The following is a 25,951-nucleotide window of genomic DNA, read 5'->3' as shown; positions in this document are numbered from 1 at the left end:
TTAAGGCGGTTTTTTTCGCAACAAGAAAAGTTAATGCGCTTCTTTATAGCGGGCAGTCAGCTCAGGCAGCGGATCGCAGCCGCTGGTATCGGCTTTTTTGACCTCTTCCAGGGCGCTTGCCACGGTGTGGCGAGCTAACACCGCGAGCGACGCCTGCTCGGCTTCATCGGCTACGGACTTAAAGTACCAGCAGGCGTTGGCGCTGACCACGCAGCGAGCCGGGACCTCAGGGCGGGACGCCCACAGTTTTTTATCTTCAATAACGGAAAGATAGATATCACGCAGCGTGATTTGGTCGGCAGGGCGGCCAAGATGAATAGAGCCGTTGCGGCCAAGCGTGGAGACGATGATGCCGTCGCGGGTGAGCGGAACCATGAGTTTACGGATAAAGCTCGGGTTGGCTTCCAGGCCGTAGGCCAGAATCGCGCTCGTCGAACGTTCACCCAATTGCTCCGCCATCGCTACGCTGAGAACCATCTGCAAAGCTGTCGGGAAGCGGTAATCTAACATTTTCTTATCCTGGGTTGCGGTGAATCTTGTTCTTTTTGGCACCGCAGAGGTAAATAATCAGTGAGTAACACTATAACAAATACGGTAATTTTTTTGAAGCAATCTTAGCCAGGTCCCTCGCTTGCGGCCGCCAGCAGCGGTACGACGACATCGCTGATGGGGGTGGCAACGCCCAACCTTCGGCCATAGCGTTGTATGACGCCGTTGCGGATGTCCCATTCCAGCGGACGATTGGCCTGACGGTCGGCGAGTATCGAGGTGCTCAAATCCGCCGGCGCCTGATGAAACCCATCAACAATTTCCTGCGGCACGCTATCGGCGAGTACCGCCCCTGCGGCGCGCGCCACCGCCAGACATTCGTGCAAATAGGCCAGCGCCAGCCCGGTGATGTCCTGGCGCGAAAACATCCCGGCGCGGCGATTCGCCAGCACCATCAGGCCAGCGACGGCATTTTGCAATAGTTTCCGCCACGCGACCGATGTGAAATCTGCCGTCAACTCAACCGCGCAACGGGTTCCGTCGAGAACCTCGACTATTTTCTTCGCTTGCGGCGTATCGGGTAGCGTCAGGCGCGGTTTGGCGCGTAACCATACCGACGCATCCGCCTCTCGTTGTGCCGGAAACCAGACAACTGAAGGCAACACCTTTGCGCCGTTAACATAGTGGTCAAGCAGGCTTTCCTGTTCAACGCCGTTCTGTAGCGCGCAGACCACCGTGTTTTCATCGCACAGCGCGTTAAGCCAGCCCGCGCAATCCGCTACCTGGGTGGTTTTCACCGCCACAAATAGCAGCTCAACCGGGCGTTCCAGCGTATGCGGATCGGTCAATACCGGCCCAGGAATGATCGTTTCGCCGTCATCCCGGCGTAAAATCAACCGCTGATGCGCGGTGCGCCCGCAGAGCACCGGTTTGCGGCCCGCTTCATGCAGTACGGCGGCAATGGTGGTGCCGATAGCGCCAGGACCTAGCAACGCGACTGAGGCAAGATGAGACATCATGCATTCTCCTGATTGAACCGTACTCATTAATGAATCAAATTTTCGGCAAAAGCCAGGATCAATTGTCGATATCGGGCAACACTTAGAGCAAAGGCATGGTCTACGCTGGCATTGTGCTTTAAACTGCGCGCAGCAAAATTGAGTAGATAAACGATTAATCAGGCGGTAATGGCGATGAACGGTACGATCACAACGTGGTTTAAAGATAAAGGTTTCGGATTTATCAAAGATGAAAATGGCGATAACCGCTATTTTCACGTGATTAAGGTTGCCAATCCGGATCTGATTAAGAAAGACGCGGCGGTCACGTTTGAACCCACGACCAATAATAAAGGTTTATCGGCTTACGCGGTGAAAGTCATCCCGGAAAGCAAACATCTGTATATTGCCGGTGAGCGCCTGAAGCTGACCTCAATTAAGTCTTACCTGGTCTACAGTGAGGAAGTGCCGGCCGATACGCGTATCGATAAGGAAAATGCGGTGCTCTCCGTGGGACTGCTGATGAACAGCATCAAGCCGAAAGCGAGCGTCAAGCCGGGCGAAATGCGCACGCTGAAAAAGCTGGCGATCACTACCTTTCAGGGCACGACGCTCATCTTCTCTGAAGATGAAATCGACATCGACGCCACGGTGAAGCTCCTTAAAGTTTGACCCTGATTTACCGTATCCGAAGCAGAATTCCAACGATTGTAGAAACGACGATGACAAAACTTACTTTACAAGAACAGATGCTGAAAGCGGGTCTGGTCACCAGTAAAAAGATGGCTAAGGTTCAGAGAACGGCGAAAAAGTCACGTGTTCAGGCGCGTGAAGCCCGCGAGGCCGTAGAAGAAAACAAAAAAGCCCAGCTTGAGCGCGACAAGCAGCTCAGTGAACAGCAAAAGCAAGCGGCTTTAGCAAAAGAGTATAAAGCGCAGGTTAAGCAGCTGATTGAAATGAACCGAATCACGATTGCGAAAGGCCATATCGCTTTTAACTTTACGGATAATAATCTCATCAAAAACATTGATGTGGATAAAACCACCCAGGCGCAGCTCATTAGCGGCCGTCTGGCGATTGCCCGCCTTGCTGTTGATAATAACGGTAAATATGAATACGCGATTATTCCCGCCAGCGTGGCGGATAAAATCGCCCAGCGCGACGCCGAAAGTATTGTGTTGAACAGCGCCCTGAGCCAGGAAGCCGAGGACGAAGACGATCCGTATGCTGACTTTAAAGTACCTGATGATTTGATGTGGTAATCAGGGCCAGTAGGCTGATGCTATTTATTGTGCGCCTACCGTCATGGGGCGGGGGCGCAATTTCAGATATCGATCACAATTTTCCCGTTTATAAATATCCTTTCTGTCACTGGATGTTATCATCCGGCTGGTAAATACCTTTCAACTCTACCGAGGCTTTGATGCTGGAGAATGTAATCATCTGATAATCAGTTTGCCGACCTTTCAGGCCGGGCTGGTTATCAATGCGCTGAAATCGAATGCGGGCACCGCTGCGTGTTTGCACGTTTTGCACATGATGATTAAACAGGTTTTCCAGTATGAATTTATCCCGTCAGGAACAACGTACCTTACACGTTCTCGCGAAAGGCGGACGTATTGCGCACATTCGCGACACCTCAGGCCGCGTCATCGCCGTAGAGTGCTATAGCCGCGAAGGCCTACTGCTCAGCGACTGTACGCTCGCCGTCTTCAAAAAACTCCGCACTAAAAAACTGATTAAATCCGTTAACGGCCAGCCGTACCGCATCAACACCAGCGGGCTGAATAATGTTCGCGCCCAGCCGGATAACCGCTAAGGAGAGTGATATGACCATAACTATCGATATCCCACGTATCTTTACCATCAGCGAAAGTGAACATCGTATCCATAACCCCTTCACGGCGGAAAAATATGCCACGCTTGGCCGCGTACTTCGCCTGCAGGCGGGGGCGCAAATCCTCGACCTTGGCAGCGGTTCTGGTGAAATGCTCTGCACATGGGCGCGGGATCATGCTATCGGTGGTCTGGGCATTGATATGAGCCCATTGTTTACCGCCCAGGCTAAACAACGCGCCGCAGCGCTTGGCGTCAGCGATCGCGTCACTTTTATCCATAGCGATGCGGCAGGTTACGTCGCCGAACGGCAATACGATGTGGCGGCCTGTATTGGCGCGACGTGGATCGCCGGCGGCGTCGCCGGAACCGTGGCGCAGTTAGCCCGCAGCCTTAAGCCTGGCGGTATGCTACTTATCGGGGAGCCCTGGTGGCGTAAGGTCCCCGCGACAGAAGAAGAAGCGCGCGTCTGCGGTGTTTCTGCGGTGGCTGATTTGTTGCCGCTTCCGGCGCTGGTCACCTCTTTTGGCGAACTGGGCTATGACATCGTTGAAATGGTGCTGGCTGACCGCGAGGGGTGGGACCGTTATGAAGCCGCTAAATGGCTGACCATGCGCCGTTGGCTGCAGGCCCACCCCGAGGATGAATTTGCGTTTGAGGTCCGTGCGCAGCTTAATGCCGCGCCGCTTCGCCATGTCACCTATACCCGGGAATATTTTGGCTGGGGCGTATTTGCGCTAATGCAGAAATAGCGATCGTTATATTTGGTCAATTTATTTGAACTATTCTGTTAAATAAACGCCATTTATACATTTTGGCTAAGGGGTAGAGTAGGGGAACCACAAGCAGACGCGGAATCGTATCTCCGCGTCTGCTGAATGTTATGCCAAATCAGGGGCTATCCTCATGAAAAAGATCGGATTTTTGTCATTTGGCCACTGGACGCCATCGCCGCAGTCGGCGACCCGTTCCGCTGCCGACACGCTCTTACAATCCATCGATCTGGCCGTTGCCGCCGAAGAGTTAGGCGCGGACGGCGCCTATTTTCGGGTTCACCATTTTGCCCGTCAGCTCAGTTCACCGTTCCCGCTGCTGGCCGCTATCGGCGCGAAAACTAAAAAGATTGAGATTGGCACCGGCGTTATCGATATGCGCTATGAAAACCCGCTATATATGGCGGAGGATGCTGGCGCTGCGGATTTGATCTCGGGAGGGCGTTTGCAGCTTGGCATCAGCCGCGGTTCGCCGGAACAGGTGATTGATGGCTGGCGTCATTTTGGTTTTCAACCACAGGATGGCGAGTCCGACGCTGACATGGCGCGGCGGCACACTGAGGTGCTGTTGGATGTGCTGCGCGGCGAAGGTTTCGCGAAACCCAACCCGCAACCCATGTTTCCCAACCCGCCGGGATTGCTGCGTCTTGAGCCGTACTCCGCCGGATTACGCGAACGTATCTGGTGGGGCGCGGGCTCTAATGCTACGGCGATGTGGGCGGCGAAGCTCGGCATGAACTTGCAAAGCTCGACGCTGAAAGATGATGAGACGGGCGAACCATTCCATATCCAACAGGCGAAACAGATCCGCGCCTATCGTCAGGCCTGGACGGAAGCGGGGCACACGCGTACGCCGCGGGTATCGGTCAGTCGAAGTATCTTTGCCCTGATGGACGATCGCGACCGGATGTATTTCGGCTCCAGCCGGGATAACAGCGACAGTATTGGTTTTCTTGATGAGAAAACCCGCGCCATTTTCGGCCGCAGCTATGCCGCTGAACCCGATAAGCTCGTCGAGCAACTGAAACAGGATGAAGCGATCGCGGAAGCCGATACCTTATTGCTGACCGTACCGAATCAGCTGGGCGTGGATTATAACGTTCATGTGATTGAGTCTATTCTGAAGCACGTTGCGCCAGCAATGGGATGGCGTGATTAAAAGAATGCCTCGCGGGGCATTAATTGATGCTCCGCGATGATATAAAAGTATTAGCTTTGTTTATCTTTTGAACAAAAAGTGTGATCTTGATCAAGCCATACCCGCGCAGACTTAAAGAATATTGCAATGCTGTAACAATATTATTCATGGCGAGGGATTTATGGCAATTAAGGATTTTTTTGTACAGACTGCACCTGGTCGGCGTCGCTATGGCGTCGCCTTATTGGTTGGGGTTATTGCCGGAATTATGTCGGCATTCGTTAAGTGGGGGGCGGAAGTACCTCTGCCGCCGCGAACATTTTCCGGTGGGCGTGATGAATTTAATCCTCCTTATCTCTTTTTACGCGACTATCTTGGCATTGACCCTACACATACCGTGTACACCTTCTCTGAGCATATCATCAACCCGGTAATGGTCACGCATATCATCTTTTCGCTGGTGTTCGCGATTGGCTATTGCGTGGTGGCGGAGATATTCCCAAAAGTTAAATTATGGCAGGGAGTATGGGCCGGGATTGTCGCCACCATTGCGGTACACTGGATTTCATTTCCGCTATTAGGACTTACGCCGTCGTTATTCAATATTCCGGCTGATGAATATATTTCTGAACTGCTTGGCCATATTTTTTGGTTCTGGGCAATTGAAATGATTCGTCGCGATCTGCGTAACCGAATTACCCACGAGCCTGACGCAGAAATTCCTTTAGATGCGCCGTTCAGATAATTTAAAGCCTCGCGAGTGATAAAACTCGCGAGGCTTTAAAATGAAAAATCCGCGCCGGGGCGCGGATTTTATCGGCAGGGATTTAGACGTTGAACAAGAAGTTCATCACGTCGCCATCTTTAACGATGTAGTCTTTGCCTTCCGCACGCATTTTACCGGCTTCTTTCGCGCCTTGTTCACCTTTGTAAGCAATGAAGTCTTCATAGGCGATGGTCTGGGCGCGGATAAAGCCTTTTTCGAAGTCGGTGTGGATTTTACCGGCGGCCTGCGGCGCGGTCGCGCCAACCGGAATAGTCCATGCGCGAACTTCTTTCACGCCAGCGGTGAAGTAGGTCTGCAGGTTCAGCAGAGCGTAGCCTGCGCGGATCACGCGGTTCAGGCCCGGCTCTTCCAGGCCCAGCTCGGCCATAAACTCGTCGCGCTCTTCGTCGTCCAGTTCGGCAATGTCGGATTCAACGGCAGCGCAAACCGGAACCACTACGGAACCTTCTTGCTCAGCGATAGCGCGAACCTGGTCGAGATACGGGTTATTTTCAAAACCGTCTTCGTTAACGTTGGCGATATACATGGTTGGCTTCAGGGTCAGGAAGCTCAGATAGCGGATGGCGTCTTTCTCTTCTTTGCTCAGATCCAGCGCGCGCAGCATGCCCGCTTTTTCCAACTGCGGCAGGCATTTTTCCAGCGCGGCCAGCTCAATCTTAGCGTCTTTATCGCCGCCTTTGGCTTTCTTGGACACGCGGTGGATAGCGCGTTCGCAGGTATCGAGGTCAGACAGCGCCAGCTCGGTGTTAATTACGTCAATATCTTCCGCCGGATCGACTTTACCCGCGACGTGGATAATGTTGTCGTTTTCAAAGCAACGCACTACGTGGCCGATGGCTTCGGTTTCACGGATATTGGTCAGGAACTGGTTGCCCAGACCTTCGCCTTTGGACGCGCCTTTAACCAGACCGGCGATATCTACGAATTCCATGGTCGTCGGCAGGATACGCTGCGGCTTGACGATCTCAGCCAGTTTGTCCAGACGCGGATCGGGCATCGGTACGACACCGGTGTTCGGCTCAATGGTACAGAACGGGAAGTTGGCCGCTTCAATACCTGCTTTGGTGAGCGCATTGAACAGGGTGGATTTGCCGACGTTGGGCAAACCGACGATACCGCATTTGAATCCCATGATTTAAATCACCTTAATCTTTGGATAATCAGTCAGTTATGAATAACAGACTGTAGAAAAGTAAATAGCTTTGCCTATTATACACGGTGTGCGGCAAAAATTCCGCACGTCGACCGTTTATTGCGCTTTAAAGGCGTGTAAACGGTTAGTCGCTTTGGTTAAACCGTCTTTCAGCCACACCTCGGTACAGCGCGCCGCTTCATCAACCGCTTCGTCAATTAGCTTCTGTTCGCTGACCGGCGGTTTACCCAGCACAAAACCGACAACTTTGTTTTTGTCGCCCGGATGACCGATTCCGACGCGTAAGCGGTGAAAGTTCGGGTTATTGCCCAGCTTACTGATAATGTCCTTCAGGCCATTATGGCCGCCGTGTCCGCCGCCGAGTTTAAATTTAGCGACGCCGGGTGGTAAATCGAGCTCGTCGTGAGCGACCAGAATTTCATCCGGATTAATACGGTAAAAGGTAGCCATCGCGGCCACCGCTTTACCGCTAAGATTCATAAAGGTGGTCGGCACCAGCAGGCGCACGTCTTCCCCCGCCAGGTTGAGGCGCGAAGTATAGCCGAAGAATTTGCTCTCTTCGCGCAGCGGCGCGCGGTGGCGCTCCGCCAGTAAATCTACGTACCAGGCGCCAGCGTTATGGCGCGTTGCCGCGTATTCCGCGCCGGGGTTAGCCAGGCCGACAATCAGTTTTATCGTCACTTTTTATTCCTGCATGGGTCGTTCTTTGCCGCGTAGTGTACTGCCTGCGTCGGCGCTTGACAAAATTCTGCCGACGAAACGGTATCATTGTTGATAATTTCTTCTTTGAACCATTAGAATTTGATGTTGTTCAGTGGCTTATTTGTAAACTTTTGTTGATCAGATGTTCCCGAATGTGATCACTCACGCAATCAGGCTTATCCCCATTGTCTATACTTAACCTATAAATTTTGGGGATATTCCCATGCAGCCCAAGGTCCGGAGGTGACATATGAAACGCAGAAACGCTTCGTTACTCGGTAACATACTGATGGGTTTAGGGTTGGTTGTGATGGTGGTCGGCGTTGGTTACTCTATTTTAAACCAGCTTCCACAGCTTAACCTGCCGCAATTTTTTGCTCATGGCGCGGTGTTGAGTATCTTCGTCGGCGCCGTTTTGTGGCTGGCGGGCGCTCGCGTAGGCGGTCATGAAAGAGTCACCGACCGCTATTGGTGGGTTCGCCATTACGATAAACGCTGCCGTCGCGATCCGCACCGTCACAGCTAACGGAATTCAGCTCGCCGGATAGCCCTTCCGGCGAGCCTCTCATTTATTGCCCTAATTCTATATCCGCCAGCGCCGCATTGCGGTCCGGATAGAAGCTTAGTCGTCCTGGAATCGGCTGGACGCCTGCGCGCGCCAGGGTACGCAGCGGCTGGAATTCGAGATTCGATACCCGCAGCTCGCAGCCTTCCGGCAGGCGTTTCACGAAGCGCAGGAACGCGTCAAGACCACCGGCATCCAGCACCGGTACCGCATCCCACTTCAGCACCACTACGCGTTTGCCTTCAATCCGGCTTTCCAAATCGGTAAATAGTCCTTCCGCCGCGGCGAAAAACAGCGGGCCGATAACTCGCAGCACCAGAACATCACCCGGTACTTCAACGTTCACCGGCGCAAGGCGCGTCATGCGAGCGATGCGGCGCATAAACAGCAGCGAAGCCAGCACGATGCCGACGCTAATGGCGATGACCATATCGAACAGTACGGTCAACGACATGCACATCAACAGCACGACGATGTCGTCTTTGGGCCCGTGGCGTAGCAGGTTAATCACCTTATGCGCTTCGCTCATGTTCCACGCGACCATCAGCAGCAGGGCGGCCATCGCCGACAGCGGCAGCCATGAGAGCAGCGGGGCGAGGATTAACAGCGCGAGGATCACCAGCAGGGCATGGATCACCGCGGAAATCGGCGAGGTCGCGCCGGCGCGCACGTTAGCCGCGGAGCGGGCAATCGCCGCGGTGGCGGTTATCCCGCCAAAGAACGGCGCGACGATATTGCCAAGGCCCTGGCCTACCAGCTCGCTGTTAGCTTTGTGTTTGGTGCCGGTCATACCGTCGAGCACCACTGCGCAGAGCAGTGATTCAATGGCGCCAAGCATCGCCATAGAGAAGGCGGCAGGCAGCAGCGCGCGCAGCGACGACCAGCTCAGGGTAAACTCCGAGCCCGGCATATCCCACGGCAGCACCAGTTGCGGCAGCAGCTGCGGGATACCGTTGCCCTGGCTGCCGTCGGCGAGTACATAGTGGAACTGCGAGCCGATGGTCGCTACATGCCCGCCGAGTAAATTAACGATGCCCATCACCGCACAGCCCGCCAGCAGCGCCGGCAGATGCCCCGGCAGGCGGATCCCCAGGCGCGGCCAGAAAATCAGGATACCCAGCGTCACGATACCGATGGCGGCATCGCCAACGTTAATTGTCGGCAGCGCCATCACCAGCGCGCCGACTTTCTGCAGATAGTGCTCCGGGACGTGCGCCATCTGCAGACCAAGGAAATCTTTAATTTGCATGGTACCGATGGTGATGCCGATACCGGAAGTAAAGCCAAGGGTGACTGAAAGCGGGATATATTCAATCAGGCGGCCAAAGCGGGCGAGGCCGAAAAGGATTAAGAAGATACCCGACATTAGCGTCGCCACCAGCAGGCCGGCCAGGCCAAACTGCTGTGACACTGGATAGAGGATCACCACGAAGGCCGCGGTTGGGCCGGAAACGCTAAAGCGTGAACCGCCGGTCAGGGCAATGACTATTCCCGCCACCGCCGAGGTGTATAGCCCATATTGCGGCGCGACGCCGCTGCCAATTGCTAACGCCATCGCCAGTGGGATTGCGATAATCCCGACGGTTATCCCGGCAATCAGATCGCGGGTAAAGCGCGATGCGGTATATTTTTCTTTCCAGCAAGCGTCGATGAGGGCGCGGAAAGGCATCACATGTGAGGAAAATAATCTATTCACAATAATGTTTCATCCATGAGCGCATCATCTGTCAACTGAATGGCAGGTGAAGGAGGCATTAGTCATACAAATATGAACCAGAGACAAAAAAACCCGCCGCAGCGGGTTTTTCGGCTGGGCTCGATTAGTGCTCGAACATAGCAGAAATGGATTCTTCGTTGCTGATACGACGAATCGCTTCGGCCAGCATACCAGACAGGGTCAGGGTACGGACTTTGTCCAGCGCTTTGATTTCCGGCGTCAGCGGAATGGTATCGCAGACGACGAATTCATCAATCACAGAGTTTTTAATGTTCTGGATAGCATTGCCGGAGAAGATCGGGTGAGTCGCGTAGGCGAAGACACGTTTCGCACCGCGCTCTTTCAGCGCTTCCGCTGCTTTACACAGGGTGCCGCCGGTATCGATCATGTCATCAACCATCACGCAGTCACGGCCAGCGACGTCGCCGATGATATGCATCACCTGAGAGACGTTAGCGCGCGGGCGGCGTTTATCGATGATCGCCATGTCGGTGTCGTTCAGCAGCTTCGCGATAGCGCGAGCGCGAACCACGCCGCCGATGTCCGGAGAAACCACGATCGGGTTGTCCAGATTCAGCTGCAGCATATCTTCGAGCAGAATTGGGCTACCGAATACGTTATCAACAGGCACATCAAAGAAGCCCTGAATCTGTTCAGCGTGCAGGTCAACGGTCAGTACGCGGTCAACGCCGACACTGGACAGGAAGTCAGCGACGACTTTAGCGGTGATTGGCACACGAGCGGAACGTACACGACGGTCCTGGCGGGCATAGCCGAAGTAAGGGATAACAGCGGTGATACGGCCTGCAGAAGCGCGACGCAGGGCATCAACCATAACAACCAATTCCATCAGGTTGTCATTGGTGGGAGCACAAGTGGACTGGATGATGAAAATATCACCACCGCGTACGTTTTCGTTGATTTGTACGCTGACTTCGCCGTCGCTAAAACGACCTACAGCGGCGTCGCCAAGAGAAGTGTACAGGCGGTTGGCAATACGTTGTGCTAGTTCCGGGGTGGCGTTACCAGCAAAAAGCTTCATATCAGGCACGAGAAGAACCTCAGGCATGCGTCCAGTGGTGGATGAAACGGGCCATTAAACTGTGCGGGCCGGCGCCATCTCATCCAGGCGGTGTATTAAAGAGCACGATGCAACGTCTGGAACAGGGTGACGTTGTCACCGATACTCTGTTTGCCCGGCAAACTTGCCGTTATTCATGCAAAAAGCAGAATTACTTCAGTAGGGCTTGCTTCAGCGGCGAGACATTAATTCCTCGCGCAACAAAGCCTTGCAGCCATTCCGGGGCTTTTTCCAGCACCTGACGAGCGGCGGATTCGGTGTCAAATTCAGCAAAGACACAGGCTCCTGTGCCAGTCAGGCGCGACGGCGCGTATTCTAACAGCCAGGAAAGCGTTGCATCAACCTCACGAAAACGTTTTCTTGCGATAACCTCGCAATCGTTGCTGAATTCACAGTTTAGTAAGGTATTAATTGACCTGCTCGGGGTATTTCGTGGTAACTCCGGATCGCGAAAAATGATCGGCGTCGGGATACTCACGCCCGGGTGGGCGACCAGATACCATTTTTCCGGCGGATCGACCGGCGTCAGGATTTCGCCGACGCCTTCGGCAAACGCCGCGTGACCGCGAACGAAAACCGGGACATCGGCGCCGAGCTGTAGCCCAAACGTCGCCAGTTGGTCTTCGCTAAGCCCGCAGCCCCACAGATGATTGAGGGCTACCAGCACCGTCGCGGCGTTAGAAGAGCCGCCGCCTAAGCCGCCGCCCATCGGCAGGCGTTTGTCGATGCTGATATCCGCGCCGCTGCCAGCGGGAAGTTGACCGTGAGACTCCGCAGCTGCCATCAGTAGCCTGGCGGCGCGAATAATCAGGTTCTCTTCATCCGGGACGCCGGCGACCGGCGTTAACAGCCGCAGTTTCCCGTCGCGGCGGGGTTCAATGGTCAGCGTGTCGCCATAGTCGAGAAACTGAAACAGCGTCTGCAGAGTGTGATATCCATCGGCGCGTTGACCGGTGATATACAAAAACAGATTCAATTTTGCAGGAGCGGGCCAGCGACTCATCATTTCACAATCCAGTTATCCATTTTCAGCTTGATGCGCTGGCTGCCGTTGTTGAGTTCCATATTAGACGGCAGGGTGGGTTTGGTGTCGCTGGTATAGCCGCTGTAGGTCACGTGCCAGGTTTTGCCGTTCTGCGTGTAGTTGAGTTCGCGCAGGCGGTACTGGTCATCCAGCGCATAGTCGGTGGCGTCGCCCGGCAGGCCGATAATCCACTGACGCAGGCTGTTAAGCGGGATCGGCATGCCGGTCAGGCGGCCAATCATCTCTTCGGCATCGGTAGCGTTATAGGTCTGGCCTTTGTTATCGATCAACTGGACGCCGCCCGGCTGCGCGGTCAAAGACAGTTCGGTGCTGCCAAGCGGGTTGGTCAGCAGCAGGCGGTAGCGGTCCTGGCCGGTTTGTTGCCAGAAGAAACGGGCATACACTTTCTGCTCATCGGACAGATAGGCGAACGCCCCGCGGGTCTGGAACTGGTTAAGGTTGCGGACATCCTGCTGGTGCTGGCGCCACTGCGGGGAGTCCGGGCTTTTACCTGGCCCTTGCGGCGGAGTATTGATTGCACAGGCGGTCAGAACGAGGCTTGCCAACGGCAGCAGGCGGAACAGTCGATTCATAATGATGACAAATCCTTGATGTCTACAGTGAAATGCGGCGACTGATGGTTCGCACACCGATTTGTGTAGCGGGTTGCAATAATAACCCTTAATGCTAGCGTCGCTGGCCGATAGCGTCTACGTTCAAGTTGTCTGAAATCAAAAAATTACCGTTAGTGGCTTTTAAGCCCTGACTATTACTCCAAAAGGGGGGCGTCTCTTTTATTGAGTACGCGCATCCTGTATGATGCGCTCAGACTAACCTTAGCAACGCTGGTACTATTCCCTCACCATGACCCTTTTAGCTCTTGGCATCAACCACAAAACAGCTCCGGTAGCGCTGCGAGAACGCGTAACGTTTTCGCCGGATACGCTCGACAAGGCGCTGGAGAGCTTGCTGGCTCAGCCGATGGTGCAGGGCGGGGTGGTGCTATCAACCTGTAATCGCACGGAGCTGTATCTCAGCGTTGAAGAGCAGGACAACCTGCAGGAAGCGCTGATTCGCTGGCTATGCGACTTCCACGGTCTGAATGAAGAAGACCTACGTAAAAGTCTTTATTGGCATCAGGATAACGACGCCGTCAGCCATCTGATGCGCGTCGCCAGTGGCCTGGATTCGCTAGTGCTTGGCGAGCCGCAAATCCTCGGGCAGGTGAAAAAAGCGTTTGCTGATTCCAGCCGCGGTCATCTGAACGTCAGCGAACTGGAGCGCATGTTCCAGAAATCGTTCTCGGTGGCTAAGCGTGTGCGTACCGAAACCGATATCGGCGCCAGCGCCGTTTCCGTTGCCTTCGCCGCCTGTACGCTGGCGCGACAAATTTTTGAATCGCTCTCCAGCGTCACGGTGTTACTGGTTGGCGCGGGGGAAACTATCGAACTGGTCGCCCGCCATCTTCGCGAACATAACGTTCGCAAAATGGTGATTGCCAACCGCACCCGTGAACGCGCCCAGGCGCTGGCGGATGAAGTCGGCGCGGAAGTTATCGCCCTCAGCGATATCGACGAGCGCTTAAAAGACGCCGATATTATTATCAGTTCTACCGCCAGCCCGCTGCCGATTATCGGCAAAGGGATGGTCGAGCGCGCGCTGAAGGCGCGCCGCAATCAGCCGATGCTGCTGGTGGATATCGCGGTGCCCCGCGACGTCGAGCCGGAAGTCGGCAAGCTGGCCAACGCCTATCTGTACAGCGTTGATGACCTGCAAAATATCATTCAGCACAATCTGGCGCAGCGTAAGGCCGCGGCGGTGCAGGCGGAATCGATCGTCGAGCAGGAAACCAGCGAATTTATGGCCTGGCTGCGCGCCCAAAGCGCCAGCGAGACTATCCGCGAATATCGTTCCCAATCTGAGCAGGTTCGCGAGGAGCTGACGGCGAAAGCGCTTGCTGCGCTGGAGCAGGGCGGCGATGCGCAGGAAATCATGCAAGATCTGGCCCGTAAGCTGACCAATCGCCTGATCCACGCTCCAACCAAATCTCTTCAGCAGGCTGCCCGTGACGGGGATGATGAACGCCTGCATATTCTGCGCAACAGCCTCGGGCTGGAATAGCGCACATTTCTCTATTTAAAGACAGGGTGAATTCACGCCTATGAAGCCTTCTATTGTTGCTAAACTGGAAGCTCTGTACGAACGCCATGAAGAAGTTCAGGCGCTGCTTGGCGACGCCGCCACCATTGCCGACCAGGACCGTTTCCGCGCGCTGTCGCGCGAATATGCGCAGCTTGGCGATGTCGCCCGCTGCTATACCGACTGGCGCCAGGTGCAGGACGATATCGAAACCGCGCAGATGATGCTCGACGATCCGGAAATGCGCGAAATGGCGCAGGAAGAGCTGCGCGATGCCAAAGAAAAAAGCGAAGCGCTGGAGCAGCAGCTGCAGGTTCTGCTATTGCCGAAAGATCCTGACGATGAACGTAACGCCTTTGTCGAAGTTCGCGCCGGTACCGGCGGCGATGAAGCGGCGCTGTTCGCCGGCGATTTGTTCCGCATGTATACCCGCTACGCTGAAGCCCGCCGCTGGCGGGTAGAAATCATGAGCGCCAACGAAGGCGAGCATGGCGGATTTAAAGAAGTGATTGCCAAAATCAGCGGCGATGGCGTCTATGGGCGGCTGAAATTTGAATCCGGCGGCCATCGCGTCCAGCGCGTTCCGGCGACCGAATCCCAGGGGCGTATCCACACCTCCGCCTGTACCGTGGCGGTGATGCCGGAGCTGCCGGAAGCCGAAATGCCGGATATCAACCCGGCTGACCTGCGCATCGATACCTTCCGCTCCTCGGGCGCGGGCGGCCAGCACGTCAACACCACCGACTCCGCTATCCGTATTACCCACTTGCCGACCGGTATTGTCGTGGAGTGTCAGGACGAGCGTTCACAGCATAAAAACAAAGCCAAGGCGCTGTCGGTGCTGGGCGCGCGTATTCGCGCCGCCGAAGTCGCCAAGCGTCAGCAGGCGGAAGCGTCTACCCGCCGTAACCTGCTGGGCAGCGGCGATCGCAGCGATCGCAACCGGACCTACAACTTCCCGCAGGGGCGCGTGACCGACCACCGTATCAACCTGACTCTTTACCGTCTGGATGAAACCATGGAAGGCAAACTGGATATGCTGATCGAACCGATTGTGCAGGAATTCCAGGCTGACCAGCTGGCGGCGCTTTCCGAGCAGGAATGATGACCTTTCGACAGTGGCTCACTCAGGCGATAGCCCGGCTCGGCGCGAGCGACAGCCCGCGTCGCGACGCCGAGATCTTACTGGGGCACGTCACCGGCAAAGCGCGAACCTGGATCCTCGCTTTTGACGAAACCCTATTGACGGCGGAACAGTTGGCGGAACTGGAAGCATTGCTGGCGCGCCGCGCCAACGGCGAGCCGGTGGCTCATCTGGTGGGGCAGCGTGAATTCTGGTCGCTGCCGCTGTTTGTCTCGCCGGCGACGCTTATCCCGCGCCCCGATACCGAATGCCTGGTCGAGCAGGCGCTGGTACGCCTGCCGCAGACGGCCTGCCGCATCCTGGATCTTGGCACCGGCACCGGCGCTATCGCTCTGGCGCTGGCCAGCGAGCGGGCGGACTGTCAGGTCACTGCCGTTGATTTTATGCCTGACGCCGCGGCGCTCGCCGCGCGCAATGCCGCCCATCTCGCTCTCAACAACGTGACCATCCTGCAGAGCGACTGGTTTAGCGCGCTCAAAGGGCAGCGGTTCGCGATGATTGTCAGTAACCCCCCTTATATCGATGAAACCGATCCGCATCTTGCTGAGGGCGATGTTCGCTTTGAACCGAGAACGGCATTGGTCGCCGCCGATCAGGGGCTGGCCGATTTGGCGCATATTATCCGTGAGGGACGACAGTATCTGTTGCCTGGAGGTTTTATGCTACTGGAACATGGCTGGAAGCAGGGTGAGGCGGTACGCGCATTATTTATTGAAGCAGGATACAGCGATGTCGAGACCTGCCGCGATTATGGCGATAACGAACGTCTGACACTCGGGCGTTGGCCGCACAAGGAGCAAACCGGCGAATGAATTTATTTACTGCAGTACTCTATTTACATATTGCCTGCGTGGTGACATCCGTCGGGCTTTTCGTGCTGCGTTACTGGTGGACCTACAGCGGCAGCGCGATGCTGAATCAGCGCTGGGTGCGTATTGCGCCGCATTGTAGCGATACGCTGCTGTTCCTCAGCGGCGCGGGATTAATGGCGATAACGCACTATCTGCCGTTTACCGAAGATGGCGCATGGCTGACTGAAAAGCTGTTTGGCGTTATCATTTACATCGCATTAGGATTTATCGCGCTGGGCCGACGTCGCCCGCGCCGCCAGCAGACCCGGTTCATCGCCTTTCTGCTGGCGCTGGTGGTGTTGTTCTTTATCGTTCAACTCGCCATCACAAGAATACCGTTACTGGGGTAAGGCATGAGGTCATTAGCTGATTTCGAATTTAACAAAGCGCCATTATGCGAAGGCATGGTCCTCATTTCTGAATTGATCCGCGACGACTTTCCGACGCACTTTGTGCAGGATGAGCTGCAGCGGTTGTTAACACTGGCGCAGGAAGAGATTGCCACCTCCTGGGATCAGGAGCGTCAGCTCGACCGGCTGCTGGAATTGTTCTATCACGAGTGGGGTTTCGGCGCATCGCAGGGCATCTACCGCCTGTCCGATGCGCTATGGCTGGATAAAGTGCTGGTGAATCGCCAGGGGAGCGCCGTGTCGCTGGGAGCGATTCTGTTGTGGATTGCTCAGCGTCTGGATCTGCCGGTGGTGCCGGTTATCTTCCCGACGCAGATGCTGCTGCGCGCCGACCCGGATACCAGCGAAGAGATGTGGCTAATTAACCCATTCAACGGCGAGACGCTCGATGAACACACCCTGGAAGTGTGGCTGAAGGGGAATATTAGCCCGGTGGCGGAGCTGTTTAATGAAGATCTCGATGAGGCCGACAACGCCGAAGTGATCCGCAAACTGCTCGATACGCTGAAATCGGCGCTGATGGAAGAGCGGCAGATGGAGCTGGCCCTACGCGCCAGCGAAGCGCTGCTGCAGTTTAATCCAGAAGACCCGTATGAAATTCGCGACCGCGGGCTCATCTACGCCCAACTAGAGTGCGATCACGTGGCGCTGCTGGATCTTAATTATTTCGTTGAGCAGTGTCCGGAGGATCCGATTAGCGAGATGATCCGCGCGCAGATCAACACGATTTCACATAAACAAATTACATTGCATTAGTCTGGAACCATTCCGGTTACACCCTGATAAGGCGATCTTATGAAACAAAAAGTGGTTAGCATTGGTGATATCAACGTAGCAAACGACCTGCCGTTCGTGCTGTTTGGCGGAATGAACGTGCTGGAGTCCCGCGATCTTGCGATGCGTATCTGCGAACATTATGTGACCGTCACGCAAAAGCTGGGCATTCCGTATGTGTTCAAAGCCTCTTTTGATAAAGCCAACCGTTCTTCCATCCACTCCTATCGTGGGCCGGGTCTGGAAGAAGGGATGAAGATTTTCCAGGAGCTGAAGCAGACTTTCGGCGTGAAAATCATCACTGACGTCCACGAAGCCAGCCAGGCGCAGCCGGTGGCCGACGTGGTTGACGTGATCCAACTGCCGGCGTTCCTCGCGCGTCAGACTGATCTGGTGGAAGCGATGGCCAAAACCGGCGCTGTCATCAACGTTAAGAAACCGCAATTCGTCAGCCCGGGTCAGATGGGCAACATCGTCGATAAGTTCATTGAAGGCGGTAACGACAAAGTGATCCTCTGCGATCGCGGTGCCAACTTCGGCTACGACAACCTGGTCGTAGATATGCTCGGCTTCGGCGTAATGAAGAAAGCGTCCAACAACTCGCCGGTTATCTTTGACGTAACCCACGCCCTGCAGTGCCGCGACCCGTTTGGCGCTGCCTCAGGCGGCCGCCGCGCTCAGGTGACGGAACTGGCCCGCGCCGGGATGGCGGTGGGTATCGCCGGTCTGTTCATTGAAGCGCACCCGGATCCGGATCACGCGAAATGTGACGGCCCGTCCGCGCTGCCGCTGGCTAAACTGGAACCGTTCCTGAAGCAAATGAAAGCAATCGACGATCTGGTGAAAAGCTTCGACGAGCTGGATACCAGCAACTAAGTTTCGTTGAGCAGTAAAAAAGCCTGCCGGTTTCGCCACCGACAGGCTTTTTTTTGGGCTTTATTGCTGATTACCCGGTCAGGCAAATATCGTCATCAGGTAGGCGGCGAACAGTGCCAGATGCGCCGCGCCGTTAAGGACATTGGTGCGTCCGGTTGAGAACGAAATATGGCACAGCACCAGCGACGCTACCATCACCACCATTTCCGGCGCGCCAAGGCCGAAGCGGAGTTCATTGCCGGTAAGGAAGGCGATAAGTGTAACGACAGGCACCGTCAGGGAAATCGTCGCCAGTACCGAACCAAAGAAGAGGTTCATCGCGCGCTGCACCTGGTTATTCAGCACCGCTTTCAAGGCGCCGAGTCCTTCGGGTGAGAGGATCAGCAGCGCCACCAGGAAGCCGGTAAAGGCGACAGGCGCGTTCATACTGGTCAACAGCGTTTCCAGCGGATTAGCGTTCATTTTGGTAACGGCGATAACCGCAACCAGGTGTACCAGTAACCAGGCCGTGTGCCAGCCGCTGCTGTGCGCCGATGGCTTACCGTGATGCGGGTCGTCATCGTCGCTGTCATCTTCATGCTCGTACACGAACAGACTCTGGTGTGTTTTGGTCTGAATGAGCAGAAACACGCCGTACATGGCGGCGGAAATCAGCGCCACCAGCAGCGCCTGGCCGGTGCTGAAGTTGGCGCCCGGCAACGCCATCGGGAATACCAGCACGATAATCGCCAGCGGGAAGAGGGCGATCAGGTACTGCTTGATACCAAACAAATTCATATACTGCGTGGCGAATTTACGCCCGCCCAGCAGTAATGAGAAACCGACCAGACCGCCGGTGACGATCATAATGATTGAATATAACGTATCGCGCATTAGCGTTGGCGCGGCGTCGCCGGTCGCCATTAATGCGGAAATCAGGCTCACTTCAAGAATGACCACTGACAGGCTCAAAATTAATGAACCATAGGGCTCGCCGAGGCGGTGAGCAAGGACGTCGGCGTGGCGAACCACGCTAAATGCGCTACTCAGAATCCCGACCAGCGCCAGAATATTAATCGCAACGACCACTGGTAGTGATTGACTGCTTCCCCAGAGAAACAGCACCACCAGTGCTAAAACCGGAAAAACGAGGGAGGTCTCCTTGTGGCGGGTCTTAACCGCCTCATGTGCATGTGTCATGAACCATCTCCATTTATGCAGGTGTTATAATTATAGATAACGTAAGTTGATAAAATAACAGACATTGATAGGTTTAATTTGTATTTTTACTTAAATTTACCACTCTTGCATAAGAAATGCGTTGGCCTGTCAAAAAAGGCTGTTACGTATGTTTTATACATATTTTTCAGATGATTACTAAAATTCATTTCTCAATATTCCTGTGATTTGCCAACCCGGGAATTGTGTTCCAGACTTAGCTTTTACCCTGATTCTGGAGGTCATTATGCCTTACCGTAGTAAACAAGAACTTCCCGATAGCGTTCAGCACGTCTTGCCGGAACACGCGCAGGAAATTTATAAAGAAGCTTTCAATAGCGCGTGGGATCAATATAAAGATAAAGCCGACCGTCGCGATGATGCCAGCCGTGAGGAGACGGCGCATAAAGTCGCCTGGGCGGCGGTGAAAAATGATTATCAAAAGGGCGATGACGACAAATGGCATAAGAAAAAGTAATCACTTTTGCGATCTAATTTTTTTTCAGACCCCTTGTCAACGCTCCGTTAATTGCTTATTGAGTAATAAAGCTGGATAATAATTCAGCAATATTCACGGATGGCACAGATTATCGCCGGGAAGCAGGCAGTGGCGGAGGTAGTAGAAAGTGTTAACTCGTGATTTCTTAATGAATGCGGATTGTAAGACGGCGTTTGGCGCGATTGAGGAATCGCTGCTGTGGTCGGCAGAGCAACGGGCGGCCTCGCTGGCGGCGACCCTGGCCTGTCGTCCGGACAACGGTTCGGTGTGGATTTTCGGCTATGGTTCGCTGATGTGGAACCCGGCGCTGGAATACAGCGAATCCTGTACCGGTACGCTGCCAGGTTGGCATCGCGCGTTTTGCCTGCGCCTGACCGCCGGTCGCGGTAGCGCGCATCAGCCGGGCAGGATGCTGGCGCTGAAGGAAGGCGGGCGCACCACCGGAGTAGCCTATCGTCTGCCGGATGAGACGCTGGAGCAAGAGCTGACGCTACTGTGGAAGCGAGAAATGATCACCGGCTGCTATTTGCCCACCTGGTGCCGTCTTGAGCTTGATGACGGGCGCACGGTGAATGCGCTGGTGTTTATCATGGATCCGCGCCATCCGCTGTATGAATCCGATACCAGCGCGCAAACCATCGCGCCGCTAATTGCCCGCGCCAGCGGGCCGCTCGGCACCAATGCCCAGTATCTCTTTTCGTTGGATCAGGAATTACGCAAGCTCGGCATGCGTGACGCCAGTCTTGACGATCTGATTATCCAGGTGCGGCATCTGGTCGGCGAGGCGAGCCAACCCGGGCTTGCATAAAAAACGCCCGGTCAGCCGGGCGTTGAGGTTCAGGCGGGAACGTAGCTAATGGAGTGCTCCAGCGACTGGCTATGACTGTCGATAAGCACGTTCCAGGTGCCGCTGTAGGGCACGGTGAGATAAGCGCTGTCCCTGTCCTGCACGCTAAAAATATCGGCGTGGCTGTCGCCGGCGGCCTTGGCGCTCATTAAGTGAATATGACAGCGCTCCGAACAGCGCACCACCAGCGTATCACCGCCGAATAACGTCAAACTTGCTTTTACCATTGCCATTTTCATACCCCGTTTCTGTCTCTGAATACATCAACCCGCGCGTGATATTGTTCACACTTTGCTCGTTGCATAACACCAAAGGGGGAGCGTGTGGATGATGATTTCGATCAACAAAATGAATAACGATTAAACAAAAATGACAATCTTCCTGAAAGCGTTCAGCTGGCGTACTTTTGCATCAGCAATAGCCACCAGCCTGACATTTAATCCTGTTAATGGCGATTAATTCAGAAGGTCAGCACTTTATCCGCCGCCAGCGTCCACTGCGCCAGCTCGACCAGGGTTCCCACTTCCACGCCATCGACTAATGGCAAATGGGTGATCCCGCGTCCGTCCGTACAGGTTTTGCAGAGTTTTACCGGCACATTCTGCGCGGTGAGGATCTCCAGCATCTGCTGAATGTTATAGCCTTCCGCCGGTTTCTGTCCGCGCAGCCCGGCGGTCACCGCATCGGACATTAAAAACAGCTTCAGATCGAGGTCTGAATCCTGCTCGCGCAGGGCGATAGCCAGACGCAGGCTATTAAACAGGGATTCGCTGCCGTAGGCGGCGCCGTTGGCGACAATCACAATACGTTGCATAAAGACTCCTTTTATCAGGCACGGTTATTGCTTAGCTTTACCTAAAGACGTATTTCGGGAGGGGGTATCAATAATACGACCGGCATGACGCCTGAAGCAAACGCCAACCGGTTTCAGTTTATTCCTGGAATGGCCCGCAGGGCTGCGGGGAAGGGCAAAAAACGATAAACTAACAAGATGTTGTTATTCCCTGTGAGCTTACGTTAATCCGTTTGATGCCTTTGCCGTACCGCTTAACCCCATCACTGATGCTTCTCCTGCTGCTGACAGGCGCTCCCGCCTGGGCGCTGATTACCAACGATACCAGTATGCCGCCGCAAACTACGCTGCCCGATTTAGGAATAGCGCCGCAGGTTGACGACGATGCCAAACATTTCGCCGAGATGGCAAAAAAATTCGGCGAAGCCAGCATGAGCGATAACGGACTGACCACCGGCGAGCAGGCGCGGATGTTCGCCATCAGCAAAATCGGCAATGAGTTCAGCCATCAGCTAGAAAACTGGCTGTCGCCGTGGGGTAATGCCAATATCGACCTGTTGGTGGATAAAGAGGGTAACTTCACCGGCAGCAAGGGTAGCTGGTTTGTGCCGCTGCAGGACAATGAACGTTACCTCACCTGGAATCAATATTCGGTTACCCGGCGCGAGAACGATCTGGTGGGCAATGTTGGGCTCGGTCAGCGCTGGCGTGTCGGTAGCTGGCTGCTGGGTTATAACTCGTTTTACGACAAAGTGCTCAGCGAGAGCCTGGCGCGCGGCAGCATCGGCGCGGAAGCCTGGGGTGAGTACCTGCGCTTATCGGCCAACTATTACCACCCACTCGGCGACTGGCAGTTGCGGGAAAATCAGACCCAGGAGCAGCGGATGGCCGTTGGCTATGACGTGACTGCCCAGGCGCGATTGCCGTTTTATCAGCACATTAATACCAGCGTCAGCGTTGAACAGTACTTCGGCGATAGCGTCGATCTGTTTCATTCCGGTACCGGATACCACAATCCGGTGGCGGTTTCGGTGGGACTGAATTACACCCCGGTACCGTTGGTGACGGTCACCGCTAAACACAAACAGGGTGAAAATGGCGTCAGCCAGAATAATGTCGGCCTGAAGCTGAATTATCGTTTTGGGGTACCGCTGAAACAGCAACTGGCGGCGGATGAAGTGGCTATCAGCAACTCGCTACGCGGCAGCCGCTACGATAGCCCGGAACGCGATAATCTGCCGGTAGTGGAGTATCGCCAGCGTAAGAATCTGACGGTCTATCTGGCGACGCCGCCGTGGGATCTGCACTCCGGCGAAACGGTACAGCTGAAGCTGCAAATTAATAGCCTGCACGGTATTAAATCGCTGCACTGGCAGGGGGATACTCAGGCGCTAAGCCTGACGCCGCCGGTTAATGCCAACAGTGCGGATGGCTGGAGCATCATTATGCCGGTGTGGAACAGCGAGCCGGGCGCGGTGAATCGCTGGCGTCTGTCGGTGGTGGTTGAAGATAAATCGGGTCAGCGCGTCTCTTCCAATGAGATCGCACTGGCGCTGACCGAGCCGCTGGTGACGTTTACGGCTCCCGACGTTTCCTGGACGGAATCGCCTTAGAAGATCCGTTCCTGGTGAACCCAGACGGCGGCTTCAACGCGTGATTTCAGCTTCATTTTCTTCAGCATATGCTTCACATGCACTTTAACCGTGCTTTCGGTGATATCCAGGCGGCGGGCGATCATTTTGTTCGGCAGGCCCTGGGCAATCAGCTTCAGGATATCGCGCTCGCGCGGGGTCAGCTGGCTGATGTCGCGGTCGGACGTGGCGCGATTAGCGCGCAGGCTGGCGGCCAGTACCGGGGTTAACGCTTCGCTTAATACCATTTCGCCCGCCGCGGCCTGCTGCAGCGCTTTCAGCAAATCTTCCGGTTCCATATCTTTCAGCAGGTAGCCGTCGGCGCCGCGTTTCAGGGCGGTCACCACGTCCTCTTCATGATTGGAGACGCTGAATACGACCACGCGGCCGGAGAGCGATTTTTCCCGCAGCTTGTCGAGGGTTTCGAGGCCGTTCATCCCCGGCATATTAAGGTCCAGCAGAATAAGATCCGGATCCAGCGATTCCGCCAGTTCAATACCTTGTTCGCCATTGCTGGCTTCGCCGATAACCTGAATGTCCGGCGCCATGCTAATCAGTTGCTTGACGCCAGTGCGCAGCATGGGATGATCATCAATGAGAAGGATGGTTGCCCGTTCCTGTTGACTCATAGGGGTCTCCTTATTGGATTGAGAACGCTTTTTCCGGGATAAATGTCACCACGACTTCGGTACCGCCGGTCTCCCGGCGGCGGACCTGACAGTCGCCGCGCAAGCTTTGCGCGCGATCCCGCATAATAATTAAACCGTAATGGTTACTTCGCTCCGCGTTTTCCGGTACGCCGCGACCGTTATCGGCAACGACTAAACGTACCTGATTATCGCGTTGTGACACGGTCACGGTGACTTCCGTCGCGTTGGCATGCTTCAACGCATTGCTTAACGCCTCGCGGGCGATCTGCAACAGGTGAATCGCCTGATGCGACGGGACAAATCGCGGCGGCAACTGGTAATCGAGTTGCACCGTGAAACCAAAATGGGCGCTGTACTCCTGGCAGCTGGCCTCCAGCGCCGGACGCAGTCCTGCTTCGGTAAGCTGCAGGCGGAAGGTGGTTAATAACTCCCTCAACTGCGCCCACGAAGTATTCAGTTCGTTGCGTATTTGCCCCAGCAGCAGGCGGCTTTCATCCGGCAGGCTGTCGCCCTGCATCTGCAGACAGCTGACCTGCATCTTCATGCACGAGAGCGACTGGGCGATGGAGTCATGCAGCTCGCGGGCAATGGTGGCGCGCTCTTCCATCACAATAAGCTGCTGCTGCTTCTCCTGATGGCGGTCCAGCGCGAGCGTGCTGGTCAGCTGTTCCACCAGCGTATCCACCAGTTGCTGTTGGTCGTGGCTCAGGTGGCGGCCAACCGGCAGCGTGGCCAGCAGGATGCCATACTGGTTATGCGCGTCTGAAAGCCGCCATTTCAGCGTTGTGCCGCCATCCGGCAGCGGGGGAAGATCGCGCGGACACAGATAACAGCCTTTATCATCGCATTCGATATCGGAGTGGCAGGCAAACTCCTGATGATTGTCTTCATCCTCGAGATCATATACCCGCACTTCAATATCACGCAGCAGCGTCAGCCCCTGCAGGCCATTCAACACCGGTGAAATGCGCTCGCACAGCGGGGCGCTGGAGTGTAGCCGACGGTTGGCCTGCCATAAAAAGGCCAGAATCTCGTTTTTCTGCTCGAGGCCGGCGGTCTTTTCCTGTACTCGCCGTTCAAGCACGGCGTAGCTTTCCGCCAGCTCTTCCGACATATTATTCAACGCCATACCGAGCGTCGCCATTTCGTTACGCCCGCTAATGTGCGCGCGCTGGGTAAAATCGCGCTGGCTGACCGCCCGCGCCATACCCAGTAACTGTTTCCATGGCCGTAGCAGACGGGCACGCAGCCAGATGATGGTAAAGATCAGCAGCACCGCCATGCCGATGGCGAGAATGCGATGGATCCAGACCACGCGCTCGATACGCTGTTCTGTCGTGTGGTCGAAAGCGGTAACCAACCGGTCAATACGGTCGACAAAATCGGCGACATCCTGCGCCACGTCGCTTTGCCTGACCGCCTGTTTCATGCCTGGTCCCAGCGACAACTGCCAATATTGCTGCAGCGCTTTCAGCTGTACTTCCTGGCCGTCACGACGCGCGGAGTATTGCAACTCCGGGCTAAATACGGTTGCAGTCATATCGTTAAACAACTTTTGATCGTTGTCCGTCAGCGGAATAGCCGCCAGCAGGCGATAGCTCTGCATACGCAGCGAGCCGGCCTTGTTAATGGCGTGGGCGCTGCCCTGCACCCCATGCACCAGGCGGGCGGATATCGCCATGCCGGCCACGCCGATGATGGTGGCGAGCAGTACGATTAACGCCAGCTGATTAACCAACGTCAGCGGCGTAAAAAGACGTTTTAACATGGAATGGGTGGCTCCTGATGGGTCATCTCTCCGGGAGTGGCGCTTATTCTCGGCTATCCCCTGGAGTATACCCATACCCCTAAGGTATTACTCCTTAATTGTCGGTGGT

The 25,951-nt window shown here is 55.2% G+C and carries 29 protein-coding genes; 16 read left to right on the top strand and 13 right to left on the bottom strand.

What is annotated here, in order from left to right; all coding sequences use genetic code 11:
- Positions 1-30: 30 nt before the first annotated feature.
- The gene (locus KGA69_RS20685; protein WP_045393779.1) at positions 31-510 is read right to left on the bottom strand and encodes an RrF2 family transcriptional regulator; all 480 of its coding nucleotides are present in this window, start codon (positions 508-510) and stop codon (positions 31-33) included.
- Between the two features lie 104 nt (positions 511-614).
- A complete protein-coding gene (locus KGA69_RS20680) occupies positions 615-1,508 on the bottom strand; it encodes an oxidoreductase (RefSeq protein ID WP_411710445.1) in 894 nt (297 codons plus the stop codon).
- A 168-nt stretch (positions 1,509-1,676) separates the two neighbouring features.
- Here KGA69_RS20680 and KGA69_RS20675 point away from each other — a divergent pair, with 168 nt between their 5' ends.
- The 6 genes from KGA69_RS20675 (at position 1,677) to KGA69_RS20650 (ending at position 5,979) form a co-directional block, all read left to right on the top strand.
- Positions 1,677-2,159, top strand: coding sequence for a cold-shock protein (locus KGA69_RS20675; RefSeq protein ID WP_045375123.1), 483 nt, complete (start codon positions 1,677-1,679; stop codon positions 2,157-2,159).
- Between the two features lie 50 nt (positions 2,160-2,209).
- Positions 2,210-2,749, top strand: coding sequence for a DUF2058 domain-containing protein (locus KGA69_RS20670; RefSeq protein ID WP_015367123.1), 540 nt, complete (start codon positions 2,210-2,212; stop codon positions 2,747-2,749).
- 299 nt (positions 2,750-3,048) lie between these two features.
- Positions 3,049-3,306 carry a YjhX family toxin gene (locus KGA69_RS20665; protein WP_015705074.1) on the top strand — a complete coding sequence of 86 codons (258 nt, stop codon included), beginning with the start codon at positions 3,049-3,051 and terminating at the stop codon, positions 3,304-3,306.
- A 22-nt stretch (positions 3,307-3,328) separates the two neighbouring features.
- Positions 3,329-4,075 (top strand): SAM-dependent methyltransferase, encoded by a 747-nt coding sequence (locus tag KGA69_RS20660; RefSeq protein WP_045393829.1) that lies wholly within the window; start codon positions 3,329-3,331, stop codon positions 4,073-4,075.
- Positions 4,076-4,229: 154 nt separating this feature from the next.
- The gene (locus KGA69_RS20655; protein ID WP_045393782.1) at positions 4,230-5,255 is read left to right on the top strand and encodes an LLM class flavin-dependent oxidoreductase; all 1,026 of its coding nucleotides are present in this window, start codon (positions 4,230-4,232) and stop codon (positions 5,253-5,255) included.
- Between the two features lie 160 nt (positions 5,256-5,415).
- Complete coding sequence (locus KGA69_RS20650; RefSeq protein ID WP_045393784.1) at positions 5,416-5,979, top strand: YagU family protein; 564 nt, start codon at positions 5,416-5,418, stop codon at positions 5,977-5,979.
- An 82-nt stretch (positions 5,980-6,061) separates the two neighbouring features.
- Here the strand turns inward: KGA69_RS20650 and ychF are convergent, their stop codons facing one another.
- Positions 6,062-7,153 carry a redox-regulated ATPase YchF gene (gene ychF / locus KGA69_RS20645; protein ID WP_015367117.1) on the bottom strand — a complete coding sequence of 364 codons (1,092 nt, stop codon included), beginning with the start codon at positions 7,151-7,153 and terminating at the stop codon, positions 6,062-6,064.
- 117 nt (positions 7,154-7,270) lie between these two features.
- Entirely contained in the window at positions 7,271-7,855 is a 585-nt protein-coding gene (gene pth / locus KGA69_RS20640; protein WP_047046770.1) for an aminoacyl-tRNA hydrolase, read from the bottom strand.
- A gap of 271 nt (positions 7,856-8,126) precedes the next feature.
- Here pth and ychH point away from each other — a divergent pair, with 271 nt between their 5' ends.
- Complete coding sequence (ychH, locus tag KGA69_RS20635; protein WP_045393789.1) at positions 8,127-8,402, top strand: stress-induced protein YchH; 276 nt, start codon at positions 8,127-8,129, stop codon at positions 8,400-8,402.
- Positions 8,403-8,445: 43 nt separating this feature from the next.
- Here the strand turns inward: ychH and dauA are convergent, their stop codons facing one another.
- The 4 genes from dauA to lolB form a co-directional block, all read right to left on the bottom strand.
- Complete coding sequence (gene dauA, locus KGA69_RS20630; protein WP_072056761.1) at positions 8,446-10,137, bottom strand: C4-dicarboxylic acid transporter DauA; 1,692 nt, start codon at positions 10,135-10,137, stop codon at positions 8,446-8,448.
- Positions 10,138-10,261: 124 nt separating this feature from the next.
- Positions 10,262-11,209 (bottom strand): ribose-phosphate diphosphokinase, encoded by a 948-nt coding sequence (gene prs, locus KGA69_RS20625; protein WP_015367113.1) that lies wholly within the window; start codon positions 11,207-11,209, stop codon positions 10,262-10,264.
- 181 nt (positions 11,210-11,390) lie between these two features.
- Positions 11,391-12,242: a 4-(cytidine 5'-diphospho)-2-C-methyl-D-erythritol kinase gene (ispE, locus tag KGA69_RS20620; RefSeq protein WP_213293150.1), complete on the bottom strand. Its 852-nt coding sequence runs from the start codon at positions 12,240-12,242 to the stop codon at positions 11,391-11,393.
- Positions 12,242-12,856, bottom strand: a complete 615-nt coding sequence (gene lolB, locus KGA69_RS20615) for a lipoprotein insertase outer membrane protein LolB (RefSeq protein ID WP_045393797.1) — start codon at positions 12,854-12,856, stop codon at positions 12,242-12,244. The genes ispE and lolB overlap by 1 nt, the downstream gene beginning before the upstream one ends.
- 271 nt (positions 12,857-13,127) lie before the next feature.
- Here lolB and hemA point away from each other — a divergent pair, with 271 nt between their 5' ends.
- The 6 genes from hemA to kdsA are packed head-to-tail and all read left to right on the top strand — an operon-like array spanning position 13,128 to position 18,457.
- Positions 13,128-14,384 (top strand): glutamyl-tRNA reductase, encoded by a 1,257-nt coding sequence (gene hemA / locus KGA69_RS20610; RefSeq protein ID WP_015367110.1) that lies wholly within the window; start codon positions 13,128-13,130, stop codon positions 14,382-14,384.
- 40 nt (positions 14,385-14,424) lie between these two features.
- Complete coding sequence (gene prfA, locus KGA69_RS20605; protein ID WP_015367109.1) at positions 14,425-15,507, top strand: peptide chain release factor 1; 1,083 nt, start codon at positions 14,425-14,427, stop codon at positions 15,505-15,507.
- The gene (prmC, locus tag KGA69_RS20600) at positions 15,507-16,358 is read left to right on the top strand and encodes a peptide chain release factor N(5)-glutamine methyltransferase (protein WP_047046764.1); all 852 of its coding nucleotides are present in this window, start codon (positions 15,507-15,509) and stop codon (positions 16,356-16,358) included. Before prfA ends, prmC begins: the two co-directional genes overlap by 1 nt.
- Complete coding sequence (gene sirB2, locus KGA69_RS20595) at positions 16,355-16,747, top strand: invasion regulator SirB2 (RefSeq protein WP_015367107.1); 393 nt, start codon at positions 16,355-16,357, stop codon at positions 16,745-16,747. The genes prmC and sirB2 overlap by 4 nt, the downstream gene beginning before the upstream one ends.
- 3 nt (positions 16,748-16,750) lie before the next feature.
- Complete coding sequence (gene sirB1, locus KGA69_RS20590; protein WP_045393803.1) at positions 16,751-17,563, top strand: invasion regulator SirB1; 813 nt, start codon at positions 16,751-16,753, stop codon at positions 17,561-17,563.
- Positions 17,564-17,602: 39 nt separating this feature from the next.
- Complete coding sequence (gene kdsA, locus KGA69_RS20585; protein WP_015367105.1) at positions 17,603-18,457, top strand: 3-deoxy-8-phosphooctulonate synthase; 855 nt, start codon at positions 17,603-17,605, stop codon at positions 18,455-18,457.
- A 78-nt stretch (positions 18,458-18,535) separates the two neighbouring features.
- Here the strand turns inward: kdsA and chaA are convergent, their stop codons facing one another.
- Positions 18,536-19,636, bottom strand: coding sequence for a sodium-potassium/proton antiporter ChaA (gene chaA / locus KGA69_RS20580; protein WP_015367104.1), 1,101 nt, complete (start codon positions 19,634-19,636; stop codon positions 18,536-18,538).
- Between the two features lie 265 nt (positions 19,637-19,901).
- Here chaA and chaB point away from each other — a divergent pair, with 265 nt between their 5' ends.
- Positions 19,902-20,132 carry a putative cation transport regulator ChaB gene (chaB, locus tag KGA69_RS20575; RefSeq protein ID WP_015367102.1) on the top strand — a complete coding sequence of 77 codons (231 nt, stop codon included), beginning with the start codon at positions 19,902-19,904 and terminating at the stop codon, positions 20,130-20,132.
- Between the two features lie 148 nt (positions 20,133-20,280).
- Positions 20,281-20,961 (top strand): gamma-glutamylcyclotransferase, encoded by a 681-nt coding sequence (locus KGA69_RS20570; protein ID WP_015705085.1) that lies wholly within the window; start codon positions 20,281-20,283, stop codon positions 20,959-20,961.
- 29 nt (positions 20,962-20,990) lie between these two features.
- Here the strand turns inward: KGA69_RS20570 and KGA69_RS20565 are convergent, their stop codons facing one another.
- Together KGA69_RS20565 and KGA69_RS20560 are read right to left on the bottom strand one after the other, a co-directional pair.
- Entirely contained in the window at positions 20,991-21,233 is a 243-nt protein-coding gene (locus KGA69_RS20565; RefSeq protein WP_015705086.1) for a DUF1883 domain-containing protein, read from the bottom strand.
- Positions 21,234-21,460: 227 nt separating this feature from the next.
- A complete protein-coding gene (locus KGA69_RS20560; RefSeq protein WP_047050105.1) occupies positions 21,461-21,814 on the bottom strand; it encodes a DsrE/DsrF/TusD sulfur relay family protein in 354 nt (117 codons plus the stop codon).
- Positions 21,815-22,029: 215 nt separating this feature from the next.
- On the opposite strand from KGA69_RS20560, the gene KGA69_RS20555 reads away from it, so the two are divergent.
- Positions 22,030-23,406: a YchO/YchP family invasin gene (locus KGA69_RS20555; RefSeq protein ID WP_049061413.1), complete on the top strand. Its 1,377-nt coding sequence runs from the start codon at positions 22,030-22,032 to the stop codon at positions 23,404-23,406.
- Here KGA69_RS20555 and narL read toward each other — a convergent pair.
- Together narL and narX are read right to left on the bottom strand one after the other, a co-directional pair.
- On the bottom strand, positions 23,403-24,053 hold the full coding sequence (gene narL, locus KGA69_RS20550; RefSeq protein WP_045375156.1) for a two-component system response regulator NarL: 651 nt from the start codon (positions 24,051-24,053) through the stop codon (positions 23,403-23,405). The genes KGA69_RS20555 and narL overlap by 4 nt on opposite strands.
- Positions 24,054-24,063: 10 nt before the next feature.
- Positions 24,064-25,842, bottom strand: coding sequence for a nitrate/nitrite two-component system sensor histidine kinase NarX (gene narX / locus KGA69_RS20545; protein WP_045393808.1), 1,779 nt, complete (start codon positions 25,840-25,842; stop codon positions 24,064-24,066).
- Between the last annotated feature and the right edge of the window lie 109 nt (positions 25,843-25,951).

The organism is Klebsiella sp. A52, from assembly GCF_018388785.1.
In the GTDB taxonomy this organism is placed as follows: domain Bacteria; phylum Pseudomonadota; class Gammaproteobacteria; order Enterobacterales; family Enterobacteriaceae; genus Klebsiella; species Klebsiella aerogenes.
This window is presented reverse-complemented; position numbering and strand designations above follow the sequence as displayed.